We start from the raw sequence: 20,084 nt of genomic DNA on the forward strand, positions 1-20,084 counted from the left end.
GCGGGCGGCGTGATGCTGAACAAATACCCTCTGTGGAAATACATTCTGATCCTGGCGGTGCTGGCGATCGGTCTGATTTATTCCGCTCCCAATCTATACCCTGACGACCCGGCCATTCAGGTCAGCGGTGCAAGCACTGCACTGCAGGTTACTCAGGCTGATCTGGATCGTGTGAGCACCGCGCTCAAGGAATCCGGGATCAACGTCAAGGCGGCCACCCTGGCTGCGGGCGGCAAGGGCGGTCTGATCCGTCTGACCAAGGCTGAAGATCAGCTGCCAGCCAAAGACGTCGTGCGCAAGGCATTGGGTGATGACTACGTCGTTGCACTGAACCTGGCACAAACCACCCCGCAATGGCTGCGCAGCTTTGGCGCGCACCCGATGAAGCTGGGTCTGGACTTGTCCGGTGGTGTGCACTTCCTGCTGGAAGTGGACATGGACAAAGCCCTCGACGCACGCCTGAAAGTCTACGAAGGCGACGTCAAGAGCCTGTTGCGCAAAGAGCGTCTGCGCTATCGCAGCCTGCCGCAACTGGGTGGTGCCATTCAGCTGGGCTTCACTGATGAAGCAGCCCGTGAAGAGGCGCGTGCGCTGATTCGCAAGAACTTCAACGATTTCGACATTGTTCCGGCCGACCTCAATGGCCAACCGGTACTGCGTCTGGCGATGACCCCGGCCAAGCTGGCGGAAATCCGCGAATACTCCATCAAGCAGAACTTGACCACGGTACGTAACCGCGTCAACGAGCTGGGTGTTGCCGAACCTATCGTTCAGCGCCAGGGCGCCAACCGCATCGTGGTTGAGCTGCCGGGCGTGCAAGACACTGCAGAAGCCAAGCGTATCCTCGGCAAGACGGCCAACCTTGAGTTCCGTCTGGCAGCTGAGCCTGGCGCTTCGAAAGCCACTTCCGAGTCGTTCGAGTTCCGTGAAGGCAATCGTCCTGCGGCGCTGATCGAGCGTGGCCTGATCATCACCGGTGACCAGGTGACTGACGCCAAGGCTGGCTTCGGCGAGCATGGCACGCCAGAAGTGAACATCCGTCTGGATGGCCACGGTGGCGAGCTGATGAGTCGTGCGACTCGCAGCAACGTCGGTCGCAGCATGGCGGTGATCTTCATCGAGCAACGTCCTGTTACCACTTACACCAAGCAAGTGGTCAACGGCGTCGAGAAAGACGTACCGGTTCAGACGTTTAAAGAAGAGAAGAAGATCATCAGCCTGGCGACCATCCAGTCGCCGCTGGGTGCCCAGTTCCGCATCACTGGCCTGAACGGCCAGGGCGAATCGTCCGAACTGGCGCTGCTGCTGCGTGCCGGTGGTCTGGCGGCGCCGATGTACTTCGCTGAAGAGCGCACCATCGGCCCAAGCCTGGGTGCCGACAACATCACCAAAGGTATCGATGCGTCGCTGTGGGGCATGCTGTTTGTCTCGCTGTTCATCATGGCCATCTACCGCTTCTTCGGCCTCATCGCCACCGTCGCGCTGACGGTGAACATGGTGATGCTGCTGGCCTTGATGTCTCTGCTGGGTGCAACACTGACCCTGCCGGGTATCGCCGGTATCGTGTTGACCATGGGTATGGCGGTCGACGCCAACGTACTGATCTTCTCGCGGATACGTGAAGAGATCGCGGCTGGCATGACCGTGCAGCGGGCAATCAACGAAGGCTTCGGCCGGGCATTCACCGCGATTCTCGACGCCAACCTGACAACCTTGTTGGTCGGCGGGATTCTCTTTGCCATGGGCACCGGCCCGGTCAAAGGCTTCGCAGTGACCATGTCCCTCGGGATCTTTACCTCGATGTTCACGGCCATCATGGTGACCCGCGCGATGGTCAACCTGATCTTCGGCGGTCGTGACTTCAAGAAGTTGTGGATTTAAGGGGCTGCCATGTTACGTACAATCAACTTCATGGGCGTTCGCAACTTTGCGTTCGGCGTCACATTGCTCCTCACGGCATTGGCATTGTTCAGTGTCGCCACCAAGGGCATGAACTGGGGCCTGGACTTCACCGGCGGTACGCTCATCGAGCTGACCTACGAGCGTCCGGCCGATGTCACCAAAGTGCGTGAGCAGCTGGTTACATCGGGTTATCACGAGGCGATCGTTCAGAGCTTCGGTGCGACTACCGATTTGCTGGTGCGTATGCCAGGTGAAGACCCGCAGCTGGGTCACCAGGTGGCCGAGGCCTTGCAGAAGGTCGGTGGCGACAACCCTGCGGTGGTCAAGCGCGTCGAATTCGTCGGCCCTCAGGTCGGTGAAGAACTGCGCGACCAGGGCGGCCTCGGCATGCTGATGGCGTTGGGCGGCATTTTGATCTACCTGGCTTTCCGCTTTCAGTGGAAGTTTGCGGTGGGTGCAATCGTTTCGCTGATCCACGACGTGATCGTGACCATCGGTATCCTGTCGTTCTTCCAGATCACCTTCGACCTGACGGTGCTGGCGGCGGTGCTGGCGATCATCGGTTACTCGCTCAACGACACCATCGTGGTATTCGACCGGGTTCGTGAGAACTTCCGGGTACTGCGCAAGGCCAGCCTGATCGAGAACATCAACATCTCGACCACGCAAACCCTGCTGCGGACCATGGCGACGTCGATCTCCACCTTGCTGGCGATCGCGGCCCTGTTGTTCTTCGGTGGCGACAACCTGTTCGGCTTCTCCATTGCCCTGTTCATCGGTGTTCTGGCGGGTACTTACTCGTCGATCTACATCGCGAACGTGGTGCTGATCTGGCTGAACCTGAGCAGCGAGGACCTGATTCCTGCTGCAGTGGCCGAGACGGAAGTCGACGACCGTCCATAACGGTTATCGCTTTTCCAGCTGTAGGCCGAGAAGGCGCGAGTGTTGAACTCGCGCCTTTTTTTATGCTCCAAGGCTGGGAGAAGCGGGTTTTCCCGTCTGTGATGGTCAGGAGGTTCATGTGAACAAGTCGTTGCTGGTTGGTGCGGTATTGGGTGCTGTCGGTGTCACTGCCGGGGGTGCTGTTGCCACCTACAAGCTGGTTAAAAGCGGCCCTGAGTATGCGCAAGTGCTGGCCGTTGAACCGATCAAGACACAAATCAAGACTCCACGTGAAGTGTGCAAGGACGTTACGGTTACCCGGCAAGCGCCGGTAAAAGATCAACACCAGATCGCCGGTACGGTGGTCGGCGCGCTGGCCGGTGGCCTGTTGGGCAACCAGATCGGCGGCGGTACAGGCAAGAAAATCGCCACTGTGGCCGGTGCGGTCGGTGGCGGTTATGCGGGCAACAAGGTGCAGGAAGGCATGCAGGAGCGTGATACCTACACCACGACTCAGACTCGCTGTAACACCGTGAATGACATCAGCGACAAGGTTGTAGGCTACGACGTTCGTTATTCGCTGGATGGCAAGGAAGGCAAAGTGCGGATGGATCGTGATCCGGGCAACCAGATTCCGGTCGACAAGGAAGGCAAGTTGATCCTGGGGCAGAACGAACCGGCTCAGTAATGAGTTGAGCGCCTCACGCAAGAAAAGCATCCCGAGAGGGATGCTTTTTTTGTGCCTGAATTTTATGTTCACCGCCAACGTGCTATGAAAGACTCTTCATTTTTCGCGGCCTTACGCCTGCCTGTCTGAGACCCCATGCCTGCCATCGATCATCCCCTGATAGACCAGTTCCTCGACGCTTTGTGGCTGGAGAAAGGCCTTTCCGATAACACCCGCGATGCCTATCGCAGTGATCTGGCCTTGTTCAACGGCTGGTTGCAGGAGAAGGGCCTGGAGCTGATCAATGCCGGTCGCGACTTGATCCTCGACCACTTGGCCTGGCGCCTGGAGCAAAACTACAAACCCCGCTCGACAGCGCGATTTCTCTCCGGCGTGCGTGGCTTCTATCGCTATTTGCTGCGGGAAAAGCTGATTGCAGTCGATCCGACCTTGCGTGTCGATATGCCGCAACTGGGTCGACCATTGCCTAAGTCTTTGTCGGAAGCGGATGTGGAGGCCTTGTTAAAAGCGCCAGACCTGAGCGAAGCCATCGGCCAACGCGACCGCGCCATGCTCGAAGTGCTTTATGCCTGCGGCTTGCGGGTGACGGAACTGATCAGCCTGACGCTGGAACAGGTCAACCTGCGCCAGGGCGTGCTGCGGGTGATGGGCAAGGGCAGCAAGGAACGGCTGGTGCCGATGGGCGAGGAGGCGATTGTCTGGGTCGAGCGCTACATGCACGATGCCCGTGGCGAGCTGCTGGGCGGACGTCCCAGCGATGTGCTGTTCCCCAGCCTGCGCGGCGAGCAGATGACCCGACAAACCTTCTGGCACCGTATCAAGCACCAGGCCAAGGTCGCCGGTATCGGCAAGTCGTTGTCGCCGCATACCCTGCGTCATGCCTTCGCCACGCACCTGCTCAACCACGGTGCCGACCTGCGAGTAGTGCAAATGCTGCTCGGCCACAGCGATCTCTCGACAACCCAGATCTATACTCACGTCGCCCGCGCACGTTTGCAGGACCTTCACGCCAAACATCACCCGCGCGGATAACCACAGCTCCCGAAATTGAAATGCGAACCTGTGGCGAGGGGGTTTACCCCCGTTCGGCTGCGCAGCAGTCGTCAAGTCTCACACACCGGTCTACCTGGCTGCTTGAGATCGTCAAAATGGGGCTGCTTCGCAACCCAACGGGGGCAAGCCCCCTCGCCACGGGGGCCTTATGTGGTAGGCTTTGCCGGTTTGCACGATGGGCGGTTATGACCCGGTGTTTCGGCACGGGTGTTCTGATCGTCCCATTTGTCCGCCTTCAGGAGTTCTCATGCGTCTGACCCAGATTTTCGCCGCCGCAGCCATTGCGTTGGTCAGCACCTTTGCCGTCGCCGATGACGCGGCCGACAAAGCCATTCGTAAAAGCCTGGAAAACCTCAAGCTTGAGGTGCCGGTAGAAAGCATCAGCGCCAGTCCACTACCAGGTCTTTACGAAGTCAAACTCAAGGGTAGTCGCGTGCTCTATGCCAGCGCTGACGGCCAATATGTCGTTCAGGGCTACCTGTTCCAGCTCAAGGACGGCAAACCGGTCAACCTGACCGAGAAGACCGAGCGCCTGGGCATTTCAAAACTGATCAACAACATTCCAGTGGCTGAAACCGTGGTTTATCCGGCCATCGGCGAAACCAAGTCGCACATCACTGTTTTCACCGACACCACCTGCCCGTACTGCCACAAGCTGCACGCGGAAGTGCCGGAGCTGAACAAGCTGGGTATCGAAGTGCGTTATGTTGCATTCCCGCGCCAGGGCCTGGGCTCGCCGGGTGACGAGCAACTGCAAGCTGTGTGGTGCTCCAAGGACAAGAAAGCCGCCATGGACAAAATGGTCGATGGCAAGGAAATCAAGGCCGCCAAGTGCGAGAACCCGGTGTCCAAGCAGTTCGCCCTCGGTCAGTCGATTGGCGTGAACGGTACACCGGCCATCGTTTTGGCCGACGGACAGGTCATTCCGGGCTACCAGCCTGCGCCACAAGTCGCCAAACTGGCATTGGGCGCGAAATAATTTCGCATCGTCATGGTCAGCCTTTGACGATCATGGTTCGACGGCAATATTGTCGGGCCATTAATAGAGAGCCGCGAGTATGCGGTTGTTTTCACGGCCGGCCTTGAGTCGGCCGTTTTATGGGGAGTTCACAGTGAAACCGGTCAAAGTAGGCATCTGTGGGTTAGGGACCGTCGGTGGCGGTACCTTCAACGTACTTCAGCGCAACGCCGAGGAAATTGCTCGTCGTGCCGGGCGTGGAATCGAAGTGGCACAAATTGCCATGCGCACGCCAAAGCCTCAGTTCCAGACGACCGGTATTGCGATTACCAACGATGTGTTCGAAGTGGCCACGAACCCTGAGATCGACATCGTTATAGAGCTGATGGGCGGCTACACCGTTGCCCGCGAGCTGGTACTCAAGGCCATCGAGAATGGCAAGCATGTGGTCACCGCGAACAAGGCACTGATTGCCGTTCACGGTAATGAAATTTTCGCCAAGGCTCGCGAGAAGGGCGTCATCGTGGCGTTCGAAGCGGCCGTGGCCGGCGGCATTCCGGTGATCAAAGCGATCCGTGAAGGTTTGTCCGCCAACCGCATCAACTGGGTGGCCGGGATCATCAACGGTACCGGCAACTTCATCCTCACCGAAATGCGTGAGAAGGGTCGCACCTTCGAAGACGTCCTCGCCGAGGCGCAAGCCCTGGGTTACGCCGAAGCGGATCCGACCTTCGACGTCGAAGGCATCGATGCGGCCCACAAGCTGACGATCCTGGCGTCTATCGCGTTCGGCATTCCGCTGCAATTCGACAAGGCTTACACCGAAGGCATCACCAAGCTGACCACCGCTGACGTGAACTACGCCGAAGCGCTGGGCTATCGCATCAAGCACCTGGGCGTGGCGCGCAGCACCGCGGCCGGTATCGAGCTGCGTGTGCACCCGACGCTGATCCCGGCCGATCGCTTGATCGCCAACGTCAACGGCGTGATGAACGCGGTGATGGTCAACGGTGACGCCGCCGGTTCGACCTTGTTCTACGGTGCCGGCGCCGGCATGGAGCCGACGGCTTCGTCGGTGATCGCCGACCTGGTGGACGTGGTTCGCGCCATGACGTCCGACCCGGAAAACCGCGTACCGCACCTGGCCTTCCAGCCGGATTCGCTGTCGGCCCATCCGATCCTGCCGATCGAAGCCTGCGAAAGCGCTTACTACCTGCGCATTCAGGCCAAGGATCATCCGGGCGTACTGGCTCAGGTGGCGAGCATCCTGTCGGAGCGCGGCATCAACATCGAATCGATCATGCAGAAAGAAGTCGAGGAGCACGACGGCCTGGTGCCAATGATCCTGCTGACCCACCGTGTGCTGGAACAGCGCATGAGTGACGCGATCACCGCCCTGGAAGCGTTGGAAGGCGTGGTAGGTCCGGTCGTACGGATCCGCGTCGAGCACCTGAACTAAGCCGTTATCGTTCACCGGGCTCGCACGCGGGCCCGGCATTGCGAACACTGTCTATTGGAGCCAGTCATGCGTTATATCAGTACCCGCGGCCAGGCACCGGCCCTGAATTTTGAAGACGTCCTGCTGGCCGGTCTGGCCACGGACGGCGGCCTGTATGTGCCGGAAAACCTGCCACGTTTCACCCAGGAAGAGATCGCTTCCTGGGCCGGCCTGCCGTATCACGAGCTGGCCTTCCGGGTGATGCGTCCGTTCGTGACCGGCAGCATCCCTGATGCCGATTTCAAAAAGATTCTTGAAGAAACGTATGGCGTGTTTTCCCACAACGCCGTTGCGCCACTGCGTCAGCTCAATGGCAACGAATGGGTACTGGAGCTGTTCCACGGCCCGACCCTGGCATTCAAGGACTTCGCCCTGCAACTGCTGGGTCGTTTGCTCGACTACGTGCTGGAAAAACGCGGCGAACGCGTGGTGATTGTTGGCGCTACCTCCGGCGACACCGGCTCGGCGGCGATCGAAGGTTGCAAGCACTGCGAAAACGTCGACATCTTCATCCTGCACCCGCACAACCGTGTGTCCGAAGTGCAGCGTCGCCAGATGACCACCATCTTCGGCGAGAACATCCATAACATCGCCATCGAAGGCAACTTCGATGACTGCCAGGAAATGGTCAAGGCCAGCTTCGCCGACCAGAGCTTCCTCAAGGGCACACGCCTGGTGGCGGTGAACTCGATCAACTGGGCGCGGATCATGGCCCAGATCGTTTACTACTTCCACGCAGCCCTGCAACTGGGTGGCCCGGCGCGTTCGGTGTCGTTCTCGGTGCCGACCGGCAACTTCGGCGATATCTTCGCCGGTTACCTGGCGCGCAACATGGGCCTGCCGATCAACCAGTTGATCGTCGCGACCAACCGCAACGACATCCTGCACCGCTTCATGAGCGGCAATCAGTACGTCAAGGAAACCCTGCACGCCACGCTGTCGCCGTCCATGGACATCATGGTGTCGTCGAACTTCGAACGCCTGCTGTTCGACCTGCACGGTCGCAACGGCGCGGCGATTGCCGGTTTGATGGACACCTTCAAGCAGGGCGGTGGTTTCAGCGTCGAACAGGAACGCTGGACCGAAGCACGCAAGCTGTTCGATTCGCTGGCTGTGGACGACGCCCAAACGTGCGAAACCATTGCCGAAGTCTTTGAGCAAACCGGCGAGCTGTTGGACCCGCACACTGCCATCGGCGTGAAGGCCGCGCGCGAATGCCGTCGCAGCCTGGATATCCCGATGGTGATCCTCGGCACGGCCCATCCGGTCAAATTCCCGGACGCAGTGGAAAAAGCTGGTGTAGGAAAAGCGCTCGAACTACCTGCACATCTTTCTGATTTGTTTGAGCGAGATGAGCGTTGCACCGTGTTGCCGAACGACCTGAAAGCCGTGCAGGCCTTTGTCAGTCAGCATGGCAACCGCGGCAAGCCGCTGTAACCGGTAAAAGCTGTCACATTTTGAAGCCCGTCTCCTGACGGGCTTTCTCATTTCTGCATGCCACACTTGTCGGGTTTCGTAAAAGAAGAGCCGCCCATGAAGGACGGGCGAGACGATCACCAAGGAAGTGGCAATGCTGTTTTTCAGAGGGTTTAAACCAGCCGTGTGCTGGATGTTTTTGCTGGGCGCCCTGGGCTTTGGGCAATGGGTAAAGGCCGCACAATTGGCGACACATGAACCCCGGGAGTCAGCCACCGTCCCACGCATTGAGCTGAATGCTCAGGAGCGGCAATGGATTGCTGAACACCCGATGGTTATCGTCGCGTCGGCGCAGTACCCGCTATACCTGTTCAAGGATGAGCACGGTCACTGGAGCGGTTTGAACAACGATGTGCTCAACCGCATCAGCGCCATGACAGGGTTGCGGTTCGTCCATGAAGAGTCTTTTTCCACCGATCAACTGCTGGAGCGGCTGGAAAGCGGCGCGGCAGACATGAGCACGACACTGGCAATGAATGACGAGCGCAAGGTGTTTCTGGATTTCAGCCATGCGTTCGGCGGGGCCGGCTGGGTACTCGTGGGGCTGGCCGGCACGCCTGCGTTACAGTCCCTGGAACAGCTTTCGAAAAGAGTTCTGGTTCTACCGGCCCGGCACGCTCTGGAGGGGGCGATTCGTCGTGACTACCCGGCGATCGAGCTGCGCTCGGTCAAAACCTACGCTGAAGCCCGGGCACTGGTGGAAAGTGGCGAGGCCTACGCCACCATTGAAAACGAAATCGGAGCGCAGCTCTATCCTTCGGGCCGGCTCAAGGTAGGGCATGCGGTGGAAGGCAAATGGGAGGCTGATCATTTGGCAGTCCGCAAAGGACAGCCGCAGTTATTGAGCATCCTCAACAAGGCGCTGGAAGCATTTCCACCCGCCGAGTTACTCGCCATACGGCTGCAATGGCTGAATGGAATTGCGCCGGTACACACGCCCTCGGCCTGGCAGCGGATAACCCAGTGGGGTTGCTGGAGCCTGTTCATCGTTAGCCTGTTCGGCTTGCTCTCATTGCTTTGGAACCGCCGGCTCGCTGCACTGATCAAGCAACGTCGGGACGCCGAGAAAGACCTCAATGACCAGCTCGCATTCCAGCACGCATTGATCGACGCCATGCCCGATCCGATGTTCGTGCGTGATCTGGAAGGGCGCTTGATCATGTGCAACAAAAGCTATGAGGAGCGCTTGTCGACCCGTTTCGACCAGGTTCAGGGGCGACAACTGATCGAACTCGATGTCTTGCCCAAAGAGACTGCCGAGCAGCTGCACGCCGAGTTCATGACTCAGCTCGGTACTCGCAAGACCCGCTTCAGCGAACGTCAGTTGATATTCAAGGATGGCGCCAGGGATATCTACCAATGGACGGTGCCGTTTTACAGTGCGGACGGTCAATTGCGAGGGTTGCTGGGCGGATGGAGCGATATCGGCCAGCGCATAAGGCAGGCATGAAATGGCAATGCCTGTCAGTTAAGTGAAGGCCAAGACCTGTGGCGAGGGGGGCTTGCCCCCGTTGGACTGCGAAGCAGTCCTAAAACCTGCAACCTCATTCTGCCAAGCACACCGCATGCACCGAATTTGCGACTGCTTCGCAGCCGAACGGGGGCAAGCCCCCTCGCCACAGGTTTTGCACTTGGCATCCTTTCTTAACTGAGTGGCATGAATAATCTGTTTTTTTACTGTCATCTTTACCGTGCATGCTCTATCTACCAGAGGCGCCGGTGCGCCTGCCGTTGGAATCCAGAACTTTCTTCTCGGGCCTGTGGTCATTTACTGTGGACACGCCCCAGGCACTTTGTTTTCGGACTATTGAGTGGTGATCGAGATGGAAAGTATCAGTCTATTGCTCGGTGAGGCTCTGAGCCCGTATCTGGTCAAGTTGACCCCGTCGGGTGCCCATGGTGAGTGCCTGGTGACACTGAAGAGTACGAGCGGCGCTATCGTGGTCGAACGAGCGTTCAATCAGGCCCAGTTAACCGATAAACGTCTGCTGACGGATGTCGTCGACGGGCTGCACCGCGACGTGCTGATTGCTGAAGGACGTCTGGAGCCCTGTGTCATCGCGGCGTTGCGCAATGCTGCTCAGGACAAGATCCTGGCCAGCCGGAATTGAATTGTTTTTTGTGGGAACCTTCCTGCGCCAAGGTCAGTCAGACCATGTAACAGCAGGATCAAGCATTGTGCTCCGGTGCTTGTAGCTTGTTGCCACTGGTCTTTTTGTAGGCCACGTTTAACCCCGAGTCGTCTCCCCACTTCTCGGGGTTTCTTTTTGCCTGCGATTTGTCACTGCGCGGCCTGACGCTCGAAAAAGGCCCTGGTTTCTTCCAGGTAGTCCTTGCGTCTTTGCGGATCGAGCCAGTCGGCGTACAGCGGGTCCAGGCGCTCGCGGGGCAGGGCGCGCAAGAGCTGATTGATTTCACTGATTGCCTGTCGCCCCTGGGGCGTATTCGAGCAACCGATGTACCCGGACAAGTATTTGCCCGTGCCTTTGACCGAATAGAACTCCAACTGCTCATCGGTAATATTTTCCTGACGAGCCTGATAGCGGATTTCCGGCCAGTAACCCAAGACTACCTGCAAACGACCCAGGCGCTGCATCTGCAACAGACTGCCGAGGGCGTTGTTGCCGTAGTGGGGCATCAGCGCGCCGGGCGGCGCCTGTTGCAGCAGCGTGTCGAGAAACTGACCGTAACGGCGCTCGGCGACCACACCGACTTTCTCTCGACCGCTGGCCAACAGTGCTGCCAGATCGACTTCATCACCAAAGAGAAAGGGCTCCAGCACCGACCGGTCTTCATGTCGAATCACCAGCCCATTGCTGACCGCCCGGAAGGCCGGAATGGAAAAGGCGATCCATTGTTCGCGCTCCTTGCTCCAGATCAGCGAGGGATCGCAGGTAAAGGATTCTTCATGGAGCATTTGCATGCCGCGGGCACGATTGACCCGCATCAGGGTGTGTTCGTACTGCGGCATACCGGCGATCAACAGCGGCATCAGTTGATCGATAACGCCTTGGCCTTTTTTCGGGCCTTCGAAGATTGTCACGGGGGGCAGGTCGCGCAGCAGCCAGAGCAAATGTTCCTTGGGTTGCGCCAGGGCCGGGGATATCAGCCCCGCCAACAGCCCGAGCACCGACAGCACACGCCCGATGCCGGCGTAATCGATTACGGATGAAAGCAGGCGCTTCAGCTTAGATGGCCCCGTCTTCACGTAGCCGTGCGATCTGTGCCGAGTCGTAACCCAAGTCGTGGAGTACTTGCGCATTGTGTTCACCCAGCTGCGGCCCGACCCATTCGGAGCTGCCGGGTGTCTCAGAGAGTTTTGGCACAATGCCGGGCATCTTGAAGTCCTTGCCGTCGGGCAGCTTGGCTTGCAGGAACATTTCCCGGGCCAGGTACTGCGGATCGCTGAACATGTCTTCGGCACTGAAGATCCGGCTGGCGGGAACGTCGGCCTGGTTCAGTTGCTCGATCACCGCGTCCAGTGGCAGTGAGTTGACCCAGCGATCGATCACCCCGTAAATCTCGTCGCGACGGCTATCGCGTCCGTCGTTGCTGGCCAGCACAGGGTCGTTGGCCAGGTCTTCGCGACCGATGATCAGCATGAAACGCTTGAAGATCGCATCGCCGTTGGCGCCGATCTGCACGTGTTTGCCATCGGCGCTGGTGTGAATGGAGGAGGGCGTGATGCCCGGCATGATGTTGCCGGTGCGTTCACGGATGAAGCCGAACACGTCGAACTCCGGAACCATGCTTTCCATCATGGCGAAGATCGCTTCGTACAGCGCCACATCCACCACTTGTCCCAAGCCTCCATTGACCTCGCGATGACGCAAGGCCATCAGTGCACCGATCACACCCCAGAGCGCGGCAATCGAATCACCGATGGAAATCCCGGTGCGCACCGGCGGCCGGTCCTCGAACCCGGTGATGTAGCGCAGGCCGCCCATGGACTCACCGACCGCGCCGAAGCCCGGCTGATCTTTCATCGGCCCGGTCTGGCCAAAACCCGAAAGTCGCACCATCACCAGTTTGGGGTTCAACGCGTGCAAGACTTCCCAACCCAGGCCGAGTTTTTCCAGCACGCCGGGGCGAAAATTCTCGATCAAAATGTCCGCTTCGCTGAGCAGCTGTTTCAGAATCGCCAGGCCGTCCGGGTGTTTCAGGTTCAGGGTCAAAGACTTCTTGTTACGCGCCTGAACGAACCACCACAGCGAAGTGCCTTCGTACAACTTGCGCCATTTGCGCAGCGGATCGCCGCCGTCCGGGGACTCGATCTTGATCACTTCGGCGCCGAACTCGCCGCAAATACGCGAGGCAAACGGCCCGGCAATCAACGTACCCAATTCGATGACTTTCAGACCGGAGAGCGGTTTGTTGGAAAACGGCATGCTGAATCCTGTAGGACAAAGGCTGAGCGGATGCAGAGTTTTAACATAGGCCGACGTCCATCGCCCAAAGTTGATCGCCTTCAATTCGTTGATTGCCTGTTGCATCGGTTAGACTTGCCGCCTTTCCTCGTATCAAGAAGCCCGTTCATGGCCCAGCCGTCCACGACCTACAAGTTTGAACTGAACCTCACCGACCTCGATCGCAGTGTCTATGAGAGCGTGAAGCAGACCATCGCCCGTCACCCTTCGGAAACTGAAGAGCGCATGACCGTGCGGCTGCTGGCCTACGCCTTCTGGTACAACGAGCAGCTGTCCTTCGGTCGCGGTCTGTCAGACGTGGATGAGCCAGCGCTGTGGGAAAAGAGCCTGGATGATCGTGTCCTGCACTGGATCGAAGTCGGTCAGCCAGACGCCGATCGCCTGACCTGGTGCTCGCGCCGAACCGAGCGCACCAGCCTGCTGGCTTACGGCAGCCTGCGGGTCTGGGAAACCAAAGTGATCCCGGCGATCAAAAACCTGAAAAACGTTCACATCGCCGCTGTACCCCAGGAAGTGCTGGAAACCCTGGCCAAGGACATGCCGCGCGTTATCAAGTGGGATGTGATGATCAGCGAAGGAACGATTTTCGTCACCGACGACCGTGGTCAGCACGAAGTCCAGTTGCAGTGGCTGAGCGGTGAACGCGGCTGATTATTCGCCGTTGAACCGCGTTACCCGGTTTTATCCTACGTATTCAAGAGAAGCACCTGTCACCCCATGCGCATCGAACCTCGCCTGTTGCCCGACACCCTGCCGTTCCTCGGTGATATTCCACCGCTGCTGACCCGCCTTTACGCAGCGCGGGGCGTGCAGTCCGAGGCTGAACTGGACAAGAGCCTGGTGCGGCTGATTCCGTACCAGCAACTCAAAGGCATCGATGCGGCGGTGGATTTGCTGGTGACGGCCCTGGAGCAACGTCAGCGGATTCTGATCGTCGGCGACTTCGACGCCGACGGTGCGACGGCCAGCACCGTGGGCATGTTGGGGTTGCGCCTGTTGGGCGCGGCGCATGTCGACTATCTGGTGCCGAACCGGTTCGAGTACGGCTATGGCCTGACGCCGGAGATCGTCGAAGTGGCGCTGACCCGCGAACCGCACCTGCTGATTACCGTGGACAACGGCATCTCCAGCGTCGAAGGCGTGGCGGCGGCAAAAAAGGCCGGGCTCAAGGTTCTCGTCACCGATCACCACTTGCCCGGTGATGAGCTGCCGTTGGCCGATGCCATCGTCAATCCTAACCAGCCGGGTTGCGAGTTCCCGAGCAAAGCCCTGGCCGGCGTCGGGGTGATTTTCTATGTGCTGATGGCCCTGCGCGCGCGCTTGCGCAGCCTGGGTTGGTACGAGAGCAAGCCGCAGCCGAACATTGGCGAACTGCTGGACCTGGTGGCGCTGGGCAGCGTCGCCGACGTGGTGCCACTGGATGCCAATAACCGGATTCTGGTGCATCAGGGCCTCGAGCGGATTCGCGCCGGGCGCGCTCGGCCGGGTCTCAAGGCGATCCTTGAAGTGGCCAAGCGTGACCATTCGCGCATCACCTCCACCGATCTGGGCTTCATCCTTGGCCCGCGCCTGAACGCGGCGGGGCGTCTGGACGATATGAGCCTGGGCATCGAATGCCTGCTCACCGAAGACGCGGGCGCTGCCCGTGAAATGGCCGCTCAGCTGGATGGCATGAACCAGGACCGCAAATCCATCGAGCAGGGCATGCAGCGTGAGGCGCTGGCCCAGCTCAAGGATTTACCGCTGGAATCGATGCCGTTCGGCCTGTGCCTGTTCGATCCCGAGTGGCACCAGGGTGTCATCGGTATCCTCGCCTCTCGTATGAAAGAGCGCTATTTCCGTCCGACCATTGCCTTTGCCGATGCCGGCGATGGCCTGCTCAAGGGCTCGGGGCGTTCGGTCCAGGGCTTTCATATTCGTGACGCCTTGAGCGTGGTCGCGGCGCAGCATCCGAACCTGATCAGCAAATACGGCGGCCACGCCATGGCGGCGGGCCTGACGTTGCCGGAAGAGAATTTTCCGTTGTTTGCCGAGGCCTTCGACGCTGAAGTGCGTAGGCAGTTGCGTGAAGATGACCTGACCGGGCGCCTGCTGTCGGACGGCACGTTGGCGGTCGAAGAGTTTCACCTGGAACTGGCCCGCGCCCTGCGCCACGCCGGGCCGTGGGGGCAACACTTCCCGGAGCCGCTGTTTCACGGGGTGTTCCAGTTGGTCGAGCAACGCGTCGTGGGTGAGCGGCACCTCAAAGTGGTGCTGAAGAGTGAATGCGGTTCGGTGAAGCTTGATGGAATCGCCTTCGGTATCGACCGCGACATCTGGCCAAATCCGACCATCAAGTGGGTGGAATTGGCCTACAAACTCGACCTCAATGAGTTCCGTGGGAACGAGACCGTTCAGTTGATGATTGCCCACATCGAACCGCGTTAAGGCCTTCGCGGGCAAGCCTTGCTCCTACAGATCACCGAAATCTGTAGGAGCGAGGCTTGCCCGCGAAAGCAATTTCCCTCACACCGAATCTCTCTAAACCCTCCCTCATCCCCCGATGTCGACTAGGCTCTAAGCACTGCTTGATTATCCTTGTGACGTCTTGTCGAATTTTTTGCCCGCGGGGGCGGGTGCTGCACCTTTTTCCTGTCACTCGTCGACTATTCAAACAGAACCCTGGAGCCTGCCCACTGATTCGAGAGGTGCCCCATGAGTCTGCTGCTTGAACCCTATACCCTTCGTCAATTGACCCTGCTTAACCGCATTGCGGTGTCACCGATGTGCCAGTACTCCAGCGTCGATGGGCTGGCCAATGACTGGCATCTGGTCCACCTCGGCAGCCGTGCTATCGGCGGCGCTGGTCTGGTGTTCACCGAAGCCACGGCGGTCACCGCCGACGGGCGGATTACTGCCCAGGACCTCGGTCTCTGGAATGATCAACAGATCGAACCCTTGCAACGTATTACGCGCTTCATCGCCGCCCAAGGCGCCGTTGCCGGTATCCAGTTGGCCCATGCCGGGCGCAAGGCCAGCACGCATCGGCCGTGGCTCGGCAAGCATGGCAGCGTCAAGCCGGAAGACGGCGGCTGGATCCCGGTCGGTCCTTCGCCGATCGCCTTCGACCCCCAGCACACACCACCGAAGCAGCTCGATGAGGGCGAGATCGCTGACGTCATCCAGGCCTTCGTCGATTCGGCAAAACGGGCGCTGACCGCCGGTTTCAAAGTGGTCGAAGTACACGCCGCCCACGGTTACCTGTTGCACCAATTTCTTTCGCCTCTGAGCAATCAGCGGCGCGATCAGTACGGCGGTTCGTTCGAGAATCGGATTCGGCTGGTACTGCAAGTCACCGAAGCGGTGCGGGCCGTGTGGCCTGAAGAGTTACCGGTGTTTGTGCGGGTGTCGGCCACCGATTGGGTGGAGGACGGCTGGAACCCCGATGAAACCGTGGAGCTGGCGCGACGCCTAAAAGATCTGGGCGTGGACCTGATCGACGTCTCGTCGGGCGGTACGGCGGTAAACGCCGAGATTCCTACAGGCCCCGGTTATCAAACCCGTTTCGCCGAACGCGTACGCAAAGAGTCAGGCATTGCCACCGGCACCGTAGGAATGATCACCGAACCGGCCCAGGCCGAGCACATTCTGCGCACCTGTCAGGCCGACATCATCTTCCTCGCCCGGGAATTGTTGCGTGATCCGTATTGGCCGCTGCATGCCGATGACGATCTGGGCGGGCACAAAGCTATCTGGCCGGCGCAATACCAGCGGGCCACCCATCGTGACCAGCCGATTCATGAATCGGATTTGCGTGACTGAATGCCGCTGTAAAAACCAAAAAGCCCCGGTCGTGTTGACCGGGGCTTTTTTGCGTTTCTGTGCTGAGATGTTTGTTGTCTGTCAGGCCGTCTTCGCGGGCAAGCCTCGCTCCTACAAGGCGGAGCGTTCATCACCGATCCCGTAGGAGCGAGCCTGCTCGCGATGGGGCCAGTTCAGACATCCGTTTACTCTCAGGTGTACTTACGCTTCTCCGGCGCCGGCGGGAAATACTGGTACAACCAGGTTTCACTCAACGTCCGGTCATTGGTGCGAATGAACAACCGCAACTCCACCGGTGCCACGCTGTCATTGGTCGGGTACCAGTCGAAGGTAATGCGGTAGCCCTTGATGTCATCGAGCACCAACACGTTGAAGTCCTTCACTTCGCCGTTCGAGCAGGTCACCACCGGCTCGATCCCCGCGCCTTCGGGCAAACGGTCCAGACCACCACCGGTGAAATCCACGGCAAAGCGTCGCGCCCAGACCTCTGGGTAATGCTCGCCCGGCGCCCAGCCTTCAATGAAACCTCCCATGCCTGAACGGGTAGCGTTGACCCGTGCCAGAGGCGTGCTCACCGGTGGCAGGGAGCTCCAATAGAGCTTGTAGCCGTAGTTGAGGGAATCCCCGGCCGCGACCGGTTTTTTCGGTGTCCAGAACGCAACGATGTTATCCAGGGTTTCGCCGGTTGTAGGAATTTCCAGCAAATCGATAGAGCCTTCGCCCCACGCGGTCGTAGGCTCTACCCACAGGCTCGGGCGCTTGCTGTACCAATCGACGGTGTCCTGATAATTGGCGAACTCGTGATCGGTCTGCACCAGACCAAAGCCTTTTGGGTCGGTGTCGGCAAAGGCATTGAATTGCAGGGTGGCCGGGTTGTTCAGTGGGCGGCAGATCCACTCGCCATTGCCGCGCCACATGGCCAGGCGATCGGAATCGTGGATTTGCGGGTGAATGGTGTCGCACATGCGCCGTTCATGCTTGCCGCAGCTGAACATGCTGGTCATCGGCGCGATGCCCAGCTGTTCGATGGCGGTGCGGGCATTGACGTGAGCGTCGACGTCCATCACCACGCGCTCGGCCTGGCAGTCGATGTCAAAACGGTAGGCGCCAGTGGCGCTCGGCGAATCGAGCAGGGCGTAAACCACGAAACGGGTGCTGTCCTTGTCCGGTGTCTCGAACCAGAACTTGGTGAAGTCCGGAAATTCTTCACGCTTCTTGGCGTACGTATCGATCGCCAGGCCGCGGGCCGACAAACCGTACTGGCCGGTGGCATCTACCGCACGGAAATAGCTGGCGCCGAGGAAGGACAACACGTCGTGCTTATCCAGCTCCGGGGCCTTGAACAGCTTGAACCCGGAGAAACCCAGGTCGCCTTTGAGCTGCTTAGTGTCGACGGTAGTTTTTTCGTAGTTGAACAGCGACGGGCGGAAATGCACCTCGCGCGCCAGTCGAGTCTTGGGATCGACGCTGTACATGCGCACCGGTTGCTTGAAACCCATGCCGACGTGGAAAAACTGCACGTCCAGCTGACCCTTCAAGTCCTTCCACAGCGAGTGATTGCCGTCGTAGCGGATCGCGTTGAAATTCTGCGGCGTCATGGTCGCCAGCGTCGGCGGCAGCACCTGCTTGGTGTCCTGATAAGGCTTGCCGGCGAGCTGTTTGGCCTGGCTCTTCAGCGCTTCGAAGTCGAACGCCACAGCGTCGCCATCAGCAGCGCTGCTGCCAGCCCAGGCGCGTGCAGCCAATAGGCCGGTGGCCGAAAGACCGGTGTAAGCCGCGATGGCCATGGAGGCTTTAAGCAAATTCCTGCGGTGCATAAGTACAACCTGTCGTGAACAATCCCGCGCCGTTCCTGGCACGTGCTGGATCAAAAATAACGGTTCGGACATGCCTTGGCCAAACGCAACGGACTTTAGAACAGATGCCAAATAGCTTAAACCGTTCGGTGAAAGAGCAAAAATGATTGATGGCACCGCGACAGCGCGGCAATGAAACAAGACATGTCAGGTAACGTTTCTCACAGCACTTTCTGATTTATAGGGCATATCTGCTTTTCTCGACTAATTACTCTAAAAACTGCTTTTCAGCGCCGATTTAATTTCTATTCTATGGGCATGACCGGTTTCGGCCCTTCAGGCCGGTGGGTTCAGCGGGTACAAGGTGGTCGCTGAAAGTGATAGGGCGATGCGGTTTTGAAGTTTTCTCTGACGTATAGAAGGACATCGTCCATGTCGAAAGTACAAGGCATCACTGAAATATTAGGAATCTTCCCTTGCCTGACCACCGGTCGGCGAAGGCGTCGGCTCAGTTCGGAGGAGTTGAAGTTGGTGGAGCGGTATCGCGAACTGTCGGAGAGCGACCGGATTGCGATGCGGTATCTGGTGGATGCGATGAGGAGTGTTTCGCGGTTTTAACGGTAGGAGATCGAGGGATGTTGGAAACCCAGAGGGGCGGACTGTAAAAGTCCGTCCCTTTGTGCATCAGTTCAACGACTACAAATCAAATCGTGAATGGCCGCTGTGCCTGCATCAGATCAGGCATGTCCCGCCATTTGATCCAGGCCTGATGCTGCCAATGCAGCAGCGGCACAGAGATCCCAGCCCACTGCAACGAACTCAGGCTCGGGATGTTTCCCACCGATGCTGCGTTCGAATCACGCAGCATTGGCATGACCTCATTGCTCAGCCACTGGCGCAGGTTTCGGTTTTCCGGGACGAAATGATGAACGAGCAGGGCATACATCCCTGATTCACTGACCATCAGTGATTCGGTCGTTTTGCCGTTCTTCAGCAGCCACACATATTGGCGTTGATCAGGATCGAGCTTCAGGGTGAGTCGTTGGTCCAGCGGTCGACCCATTAAGCGACCAAGGTCTTGGACACAGAACCAGGCTTGGTTGTCCTGCATAAAAGCGTGGAGGAAACGGTTGTGGCGGGTGAAGACAGTAGGAGTGTAATGAGGATGGATTTCAGAGGGATTTAGCGTGTGCTCAAGCATTTTTCGACTCCATGTTGAAAAGGAAGCCGCCACTAATCCTTCGACAGATTGGGGTGGCGGACCGCGCGGCGTTCGAAGTCGGAACATTCTCGATCAACATGTAAGCCGAGAGGCCCGCGCCACACGGCCCACCATAAAGCGAAGCTGAAAGGCAAAAATTGCCCCAGTTCATATGGGGGCGCGGATGCGCCATGTTGATGATGTTCCGGCTTCGACCCCGGGTCGCTGGTTTGGCAGCGACGAGGTAAAGCCTATCGTTCAGGCGCTCGCGGCGCCAAGTCTACTCTGGCGACGCTTGTTGTAGGAATCGTTGCCTTTACTTGAAGGTTCCATCTGTAGGAATTTCCTGTTTTTGCACGAGGTGCAGAGAGACAGCGCCAAATGAATGGTTTTTCCTATATT

Annotated in this window: 17 protein-coding genes; 13 read left to right on the plus strand and 4 right to left on the minus strand. The window is 58.8% G+C overall.

Annotated features, from left to right (window positions below):
- The first annotated feature begins 12 nt into the window (after positions 1–12).
- The 9 genes from secD to PMI30_RS03740 all read left to right on the plus strand — a co-directional run bounded on the left by secD (position 13) and on the right by PMI30_RS03740 (position 10,568).
- Positions 13–1,881, plus strand: a complete 1,869-nt coding sequence (secD, locus tag PMI30_RS03780; RefSeq protein WP_008014003.1) for a protein translocase subunit SecD — start codon at positions 13–15, stop codon at positions 1,879–1,881.
- 9 nt (positions 1,882–1,890) lie between these two features.
- A complete protein-coding gene (secF, locus tag PMI30_RS03775) occupies positions 1,891–2,805 on the plus strand; it encodes a protein translocase subunit SecF (RefSeq protein WP_008014004.1) in 915 nt (304 codons plus the stop codon).
- 118 nt (positions 2,806–2,923) lie between these two features.
- Positions 2,924–3,472 carry a glycine zipper 2TM domain-containing protein gene (locus PMI30_RS03770; RefSeq protein ID WP_008014005.1) on the plus strand — a complete coding sequence of 183 codons (549 nt, stop codon included), beginning with the start codon at positions 2,924–2,926 and terminating at the stop codon, positions 3,470–3,472.
- Positions 3,473–3,607: 135 nt separating this feature from the next.
- Positions 3,608–4,504 carry a site-specific tyrosine recombinase XerD gene (xerD, locus tag PMI30_RS03765; RefSeq protein WP_008014006.1) on the plus strand — a complete coding sequence of 299 codons (897 nt, stop codon included), beginning with the start codon at positions 3,608–3,610 and terminating at the stop codon, positions 4,502–4,504.
- A 268-nt stretch (positions 4,505–4,772) separates the two neighbouring features.
- Positions 4,773–5,504, plus strand: a complete 732-nt coding sequence (dsbC, locus tag PMI30_RS03760; RefSeq protein WP_008014008.1) for a bifunctional protein-disulfide isomerase/oxidoreductase DsbC — start codon at positions 4,773–4,775, stop codon at positions 5,502–5,504.
- 133 nt (positions 5,505–5,637) lie between these two features.
- Positions 5,638–6,942 (plus strand): homoserine dehydrogenase, encoded by a 1,305-nt coding sequence (locus PMI30_RS03755; protein ID WP_032836218.1) that lies wholly within the window; start codon positions 5,638–5,640, stop codon positions 6,940–6,942.
- A 66-nt stretch (positions 6,943–7,008) separates the two neighbouring features.
- Positions 7,009–8,418 carry a threonine synthase gene (gene thrC / locus PMI30_RS03750; RefSeq protein ID WP_007897604.1) on the plus strand — a complete coding sequence of 470 codons (1,410 nt, stop codon included), beginning with the start codon at positions 7,009–7,011 and terminating at the stop codon, positions 8,416–8,418.
- A gap of 133 nt (positions 8,419–8,551) precedes the next feature.
- Entirely contained in the window at positions 8,552–9,907 is a 1,356-nt protein-coding gene (locus PMI30_RS03745; protein ID WP_008014013.1) for a transporter substrate-binding domain-containing protein, read from the plus strand.
- 373 nt (positions 9,908–10,280) lie between these two features.
- Positions 10,281–10,568, plus strand: a complete 288-nt coding sequence (locus PMI30_RS03740) for a DUF3509 domain-containing protein (protein WP_008014014.1) — start codon at positions 10,281–10,283, stop codon at positions 10,566–10,568.
- 170 nt (positions 10,569–10,738) lie between these two features.
- Here the strand turns inward: PMI30_RS03740 and PMI30_RS03735 are convergent, their stop codons facing one another.
- The gene (locus tag PMI30_RS03735) at positions 10,739–11,665 is read right to left on the minus strand and encodes a TIGR02285 family protein (protein ID WP_008014016.1); all 927 of its coding nucleotides are present in this window, start codon (positions 11,663–11,665) and stop codon (positions 10,739–10,741) included.
- Positions 11,646–12,845, minus strand: a complete 1,200-nt coding sequence (locus PMI30_RS03730) for a CaiB/BaiF CoA transferase family protein (protein ID WP_008014018.1) — start codon at positions 12,843–12,845, stop codon at positions 11,646–11,648. Before PMI30_RS03730 ends, PMI30_RS03735 begins: the two co-directional genes overlap by 20 nt.
- Positions 12,846–12,992: 147 nt before the next feature.
- Between PMI30_RS03730 and PMI30_RS03725 the strand changes: the two genes are divergently transcribed.
- The 3 genes from PMI30_RS03725 (at position 12,993) to PMI30_RS03715 (ending at position 16,685) form a co-directional block, all read left to right on the plus strand.
- Positions 12,993–13,535, plus strand: coding sequence for a YaeQ family protein (locus tag PMI30_RS03725; protein WP_007897614.1), 543 nt, complete (start codon positions 12,993–12,995; stop codon positions 13,533–13,535).
- Between the two features lie 66 nt (positions 13,536–13,601).
- A complete protein-coding gene (gene recJ / locus PMI30_RS03720; RefSeq protein ID WP_008014020.1) occupies positions 13,602–15,311 on the plus strand; it encodes a single-stranded-DNA-specific exonuclease RecJ in 1,710 nt (569 codons plus the stop codon).
- 267 nt (positions 15,312–15,578) lie between these two features.
- Complete coding sequence (locus PMI30_RS03715; protein ID WP_008014022.1) at positions 15,579–16,685, plus strand: NADH:flavin oxidoreductase/NADH oxidase; 1,107 nt, start codon at positions 15,579–15,581, stop codon at positions 16,683–16,685.
- Between the two features lie 191 nt (positions 16,686–16,876).
- Here PMI30_RS03715 and PMI30_RS03710 read toward each other — a convergent pair whose 3' ends face one another.
- Complete coding sequence (locus PMI30_RS03710) at positions 16,877–18,502, minus strand: glucan biosynthesis protein D (RefSeq protein WP_008014024.1); 1,626 nt, start codon at positions 18,500–18,502, stop codon at positions 16,877–16,879.
- Between the two features lie 411 nt (positions 18,503–18,913).
- Between PMI30_RS03710 and PMI30_RS03705 the strand changes: the two genes are divergently transcribed.
- Positions 18,914–19,099 carry a hypothetical protein gene (locus tag PMI30_RS03705; RefSeq protein WP_008014027.1) on the plus strand — a complete coding sequence of 62 codons (186 nt, stop codon included), beginning with the start codon at positions 18,914–18,916 and terminating at the stop codon, positions 19,097–19,099.
- An 85-nt stretch (positions 19,100–19,184) separates the two neighbouring features.
- Here the strand turns inward: PMI30_RS03705 and PMI30_RS03700 are convergent, their stop codons facing one another.
- A complete protein-coding gene (locus PMI30_RS03700; protein ID WP_007897620.1) occupies positions 19,185–19,682 on the minus strand; it encodes a BRO-N domain-containing protein in 498 nt (165 codons plus the stop codon).
- Positions 19,683–20,084 lie beyond the last annotated feature (402 nt).

The sequence above is a fragment of the Pseudomonas sp. GM50 genome (assembly GCF_000282375.1).
Taxonomy (GTDB): Bacteria; Pseudomonadota; Gammaproteobacteria; order Pseudomonadales; family Pseudomonadaceae; genus Aquipseudomonas.

Bases quoted from the DNA above. Each gene is read 5' to 3' on its own strand.
- PMI30_RS03730 (WP_008014018.1), bottom strand. From the start codon at position 12,845: ATGCCGTTTTCCAACAAACCGCTCTCCGGTCTGAAAGTCATCGAATTG.
- secF (WP_008014004.1), top strand. From the start codon at position 1,891: ATGTTACGTACAATCAACTTCATGGGCGTTCGCAACTTTGCGTTCGGC.
- thrC (WP_007897604.1), top strand. From the start codon at position 7,009: ATGCGTTATATCAGTACCCGCGGCCAGGCACCGGCCCTGAATTTTGAA.
- recJ (WP_008014020.1), top strand. From the start codon at position 13,602: ATGCGCATCGAACCTCGCCTGTTGCCCGACACCCTGCCGTTCCTCGGT.
- PMI30_RS03740 (WP_008014014.1), top strand. From the start codon at position 10,281: ATGGAAAGTATCAGTCTATTGCTCGGTGAGGCTCTGAGCCCGTATCTG.
- dsbC (WP_008014008.1), top strand. From the start codon at position 4,773: ATGCGTCTGACCCAGATTTTCGCCGCCGCAGCCATTGCGTTGGTCAGC.
- PMI30_RS03715 (WP_008014022.1), top strand. From the start codon at position 15,579: ATGAGTCTGCTGCTTGAACCCTATACCCTTCGTCAATTGACCCTGCTT.
- PMI30_RS03745 (WP_008014013.1), top strand. From the start codon at position 8,552: ATGCTGTTTTTCAGAGGGTTTAAACCAGCCGTGTGCTGGATGTTTTTG.
- PMI30_RS03710 (WP_008014024.1), bottom strand. From the start codon at position 18,502: ATGCACCGCAGGAATTTGCTTAAAGCCTCCATGGCCATCGCGGCTTAC.
- secD (WP_008014003.1), top strand. From the start codon at position 13: ATGCTGAACAAATACCCTCTGTGGAAATACATTCTGATCCTGGCGGTG.
- PMI30_RS03705 (WP_008014027.1), top strand. From the start codon at position 18,914: ATGTCGAAAGTACAAGGCATCACTGAAATATTAGGAATCTTCCCTTGC.
- PMI30_RS03725 (WP_007897614.1), top strand. From the start codon at position 12,993: ATGGCCCAGCCGTCCACGACCTACAAGTTTGAACTGAACCTCACCGAC.
- xerD (WP_008014006.1), top strand. From the start codon at position 3,608: ATGCCTGCCATCGATCATCCCCTGATAGACCAGTTCCTCGACGCTTTG.
- PMI30_RS03700 (WP_007897620.1), bottom strand. From the start codon at position 19,682: ATGCTTGAGCACACGCTAAATCCCTCTGAAATCCATCCTCATTACACT.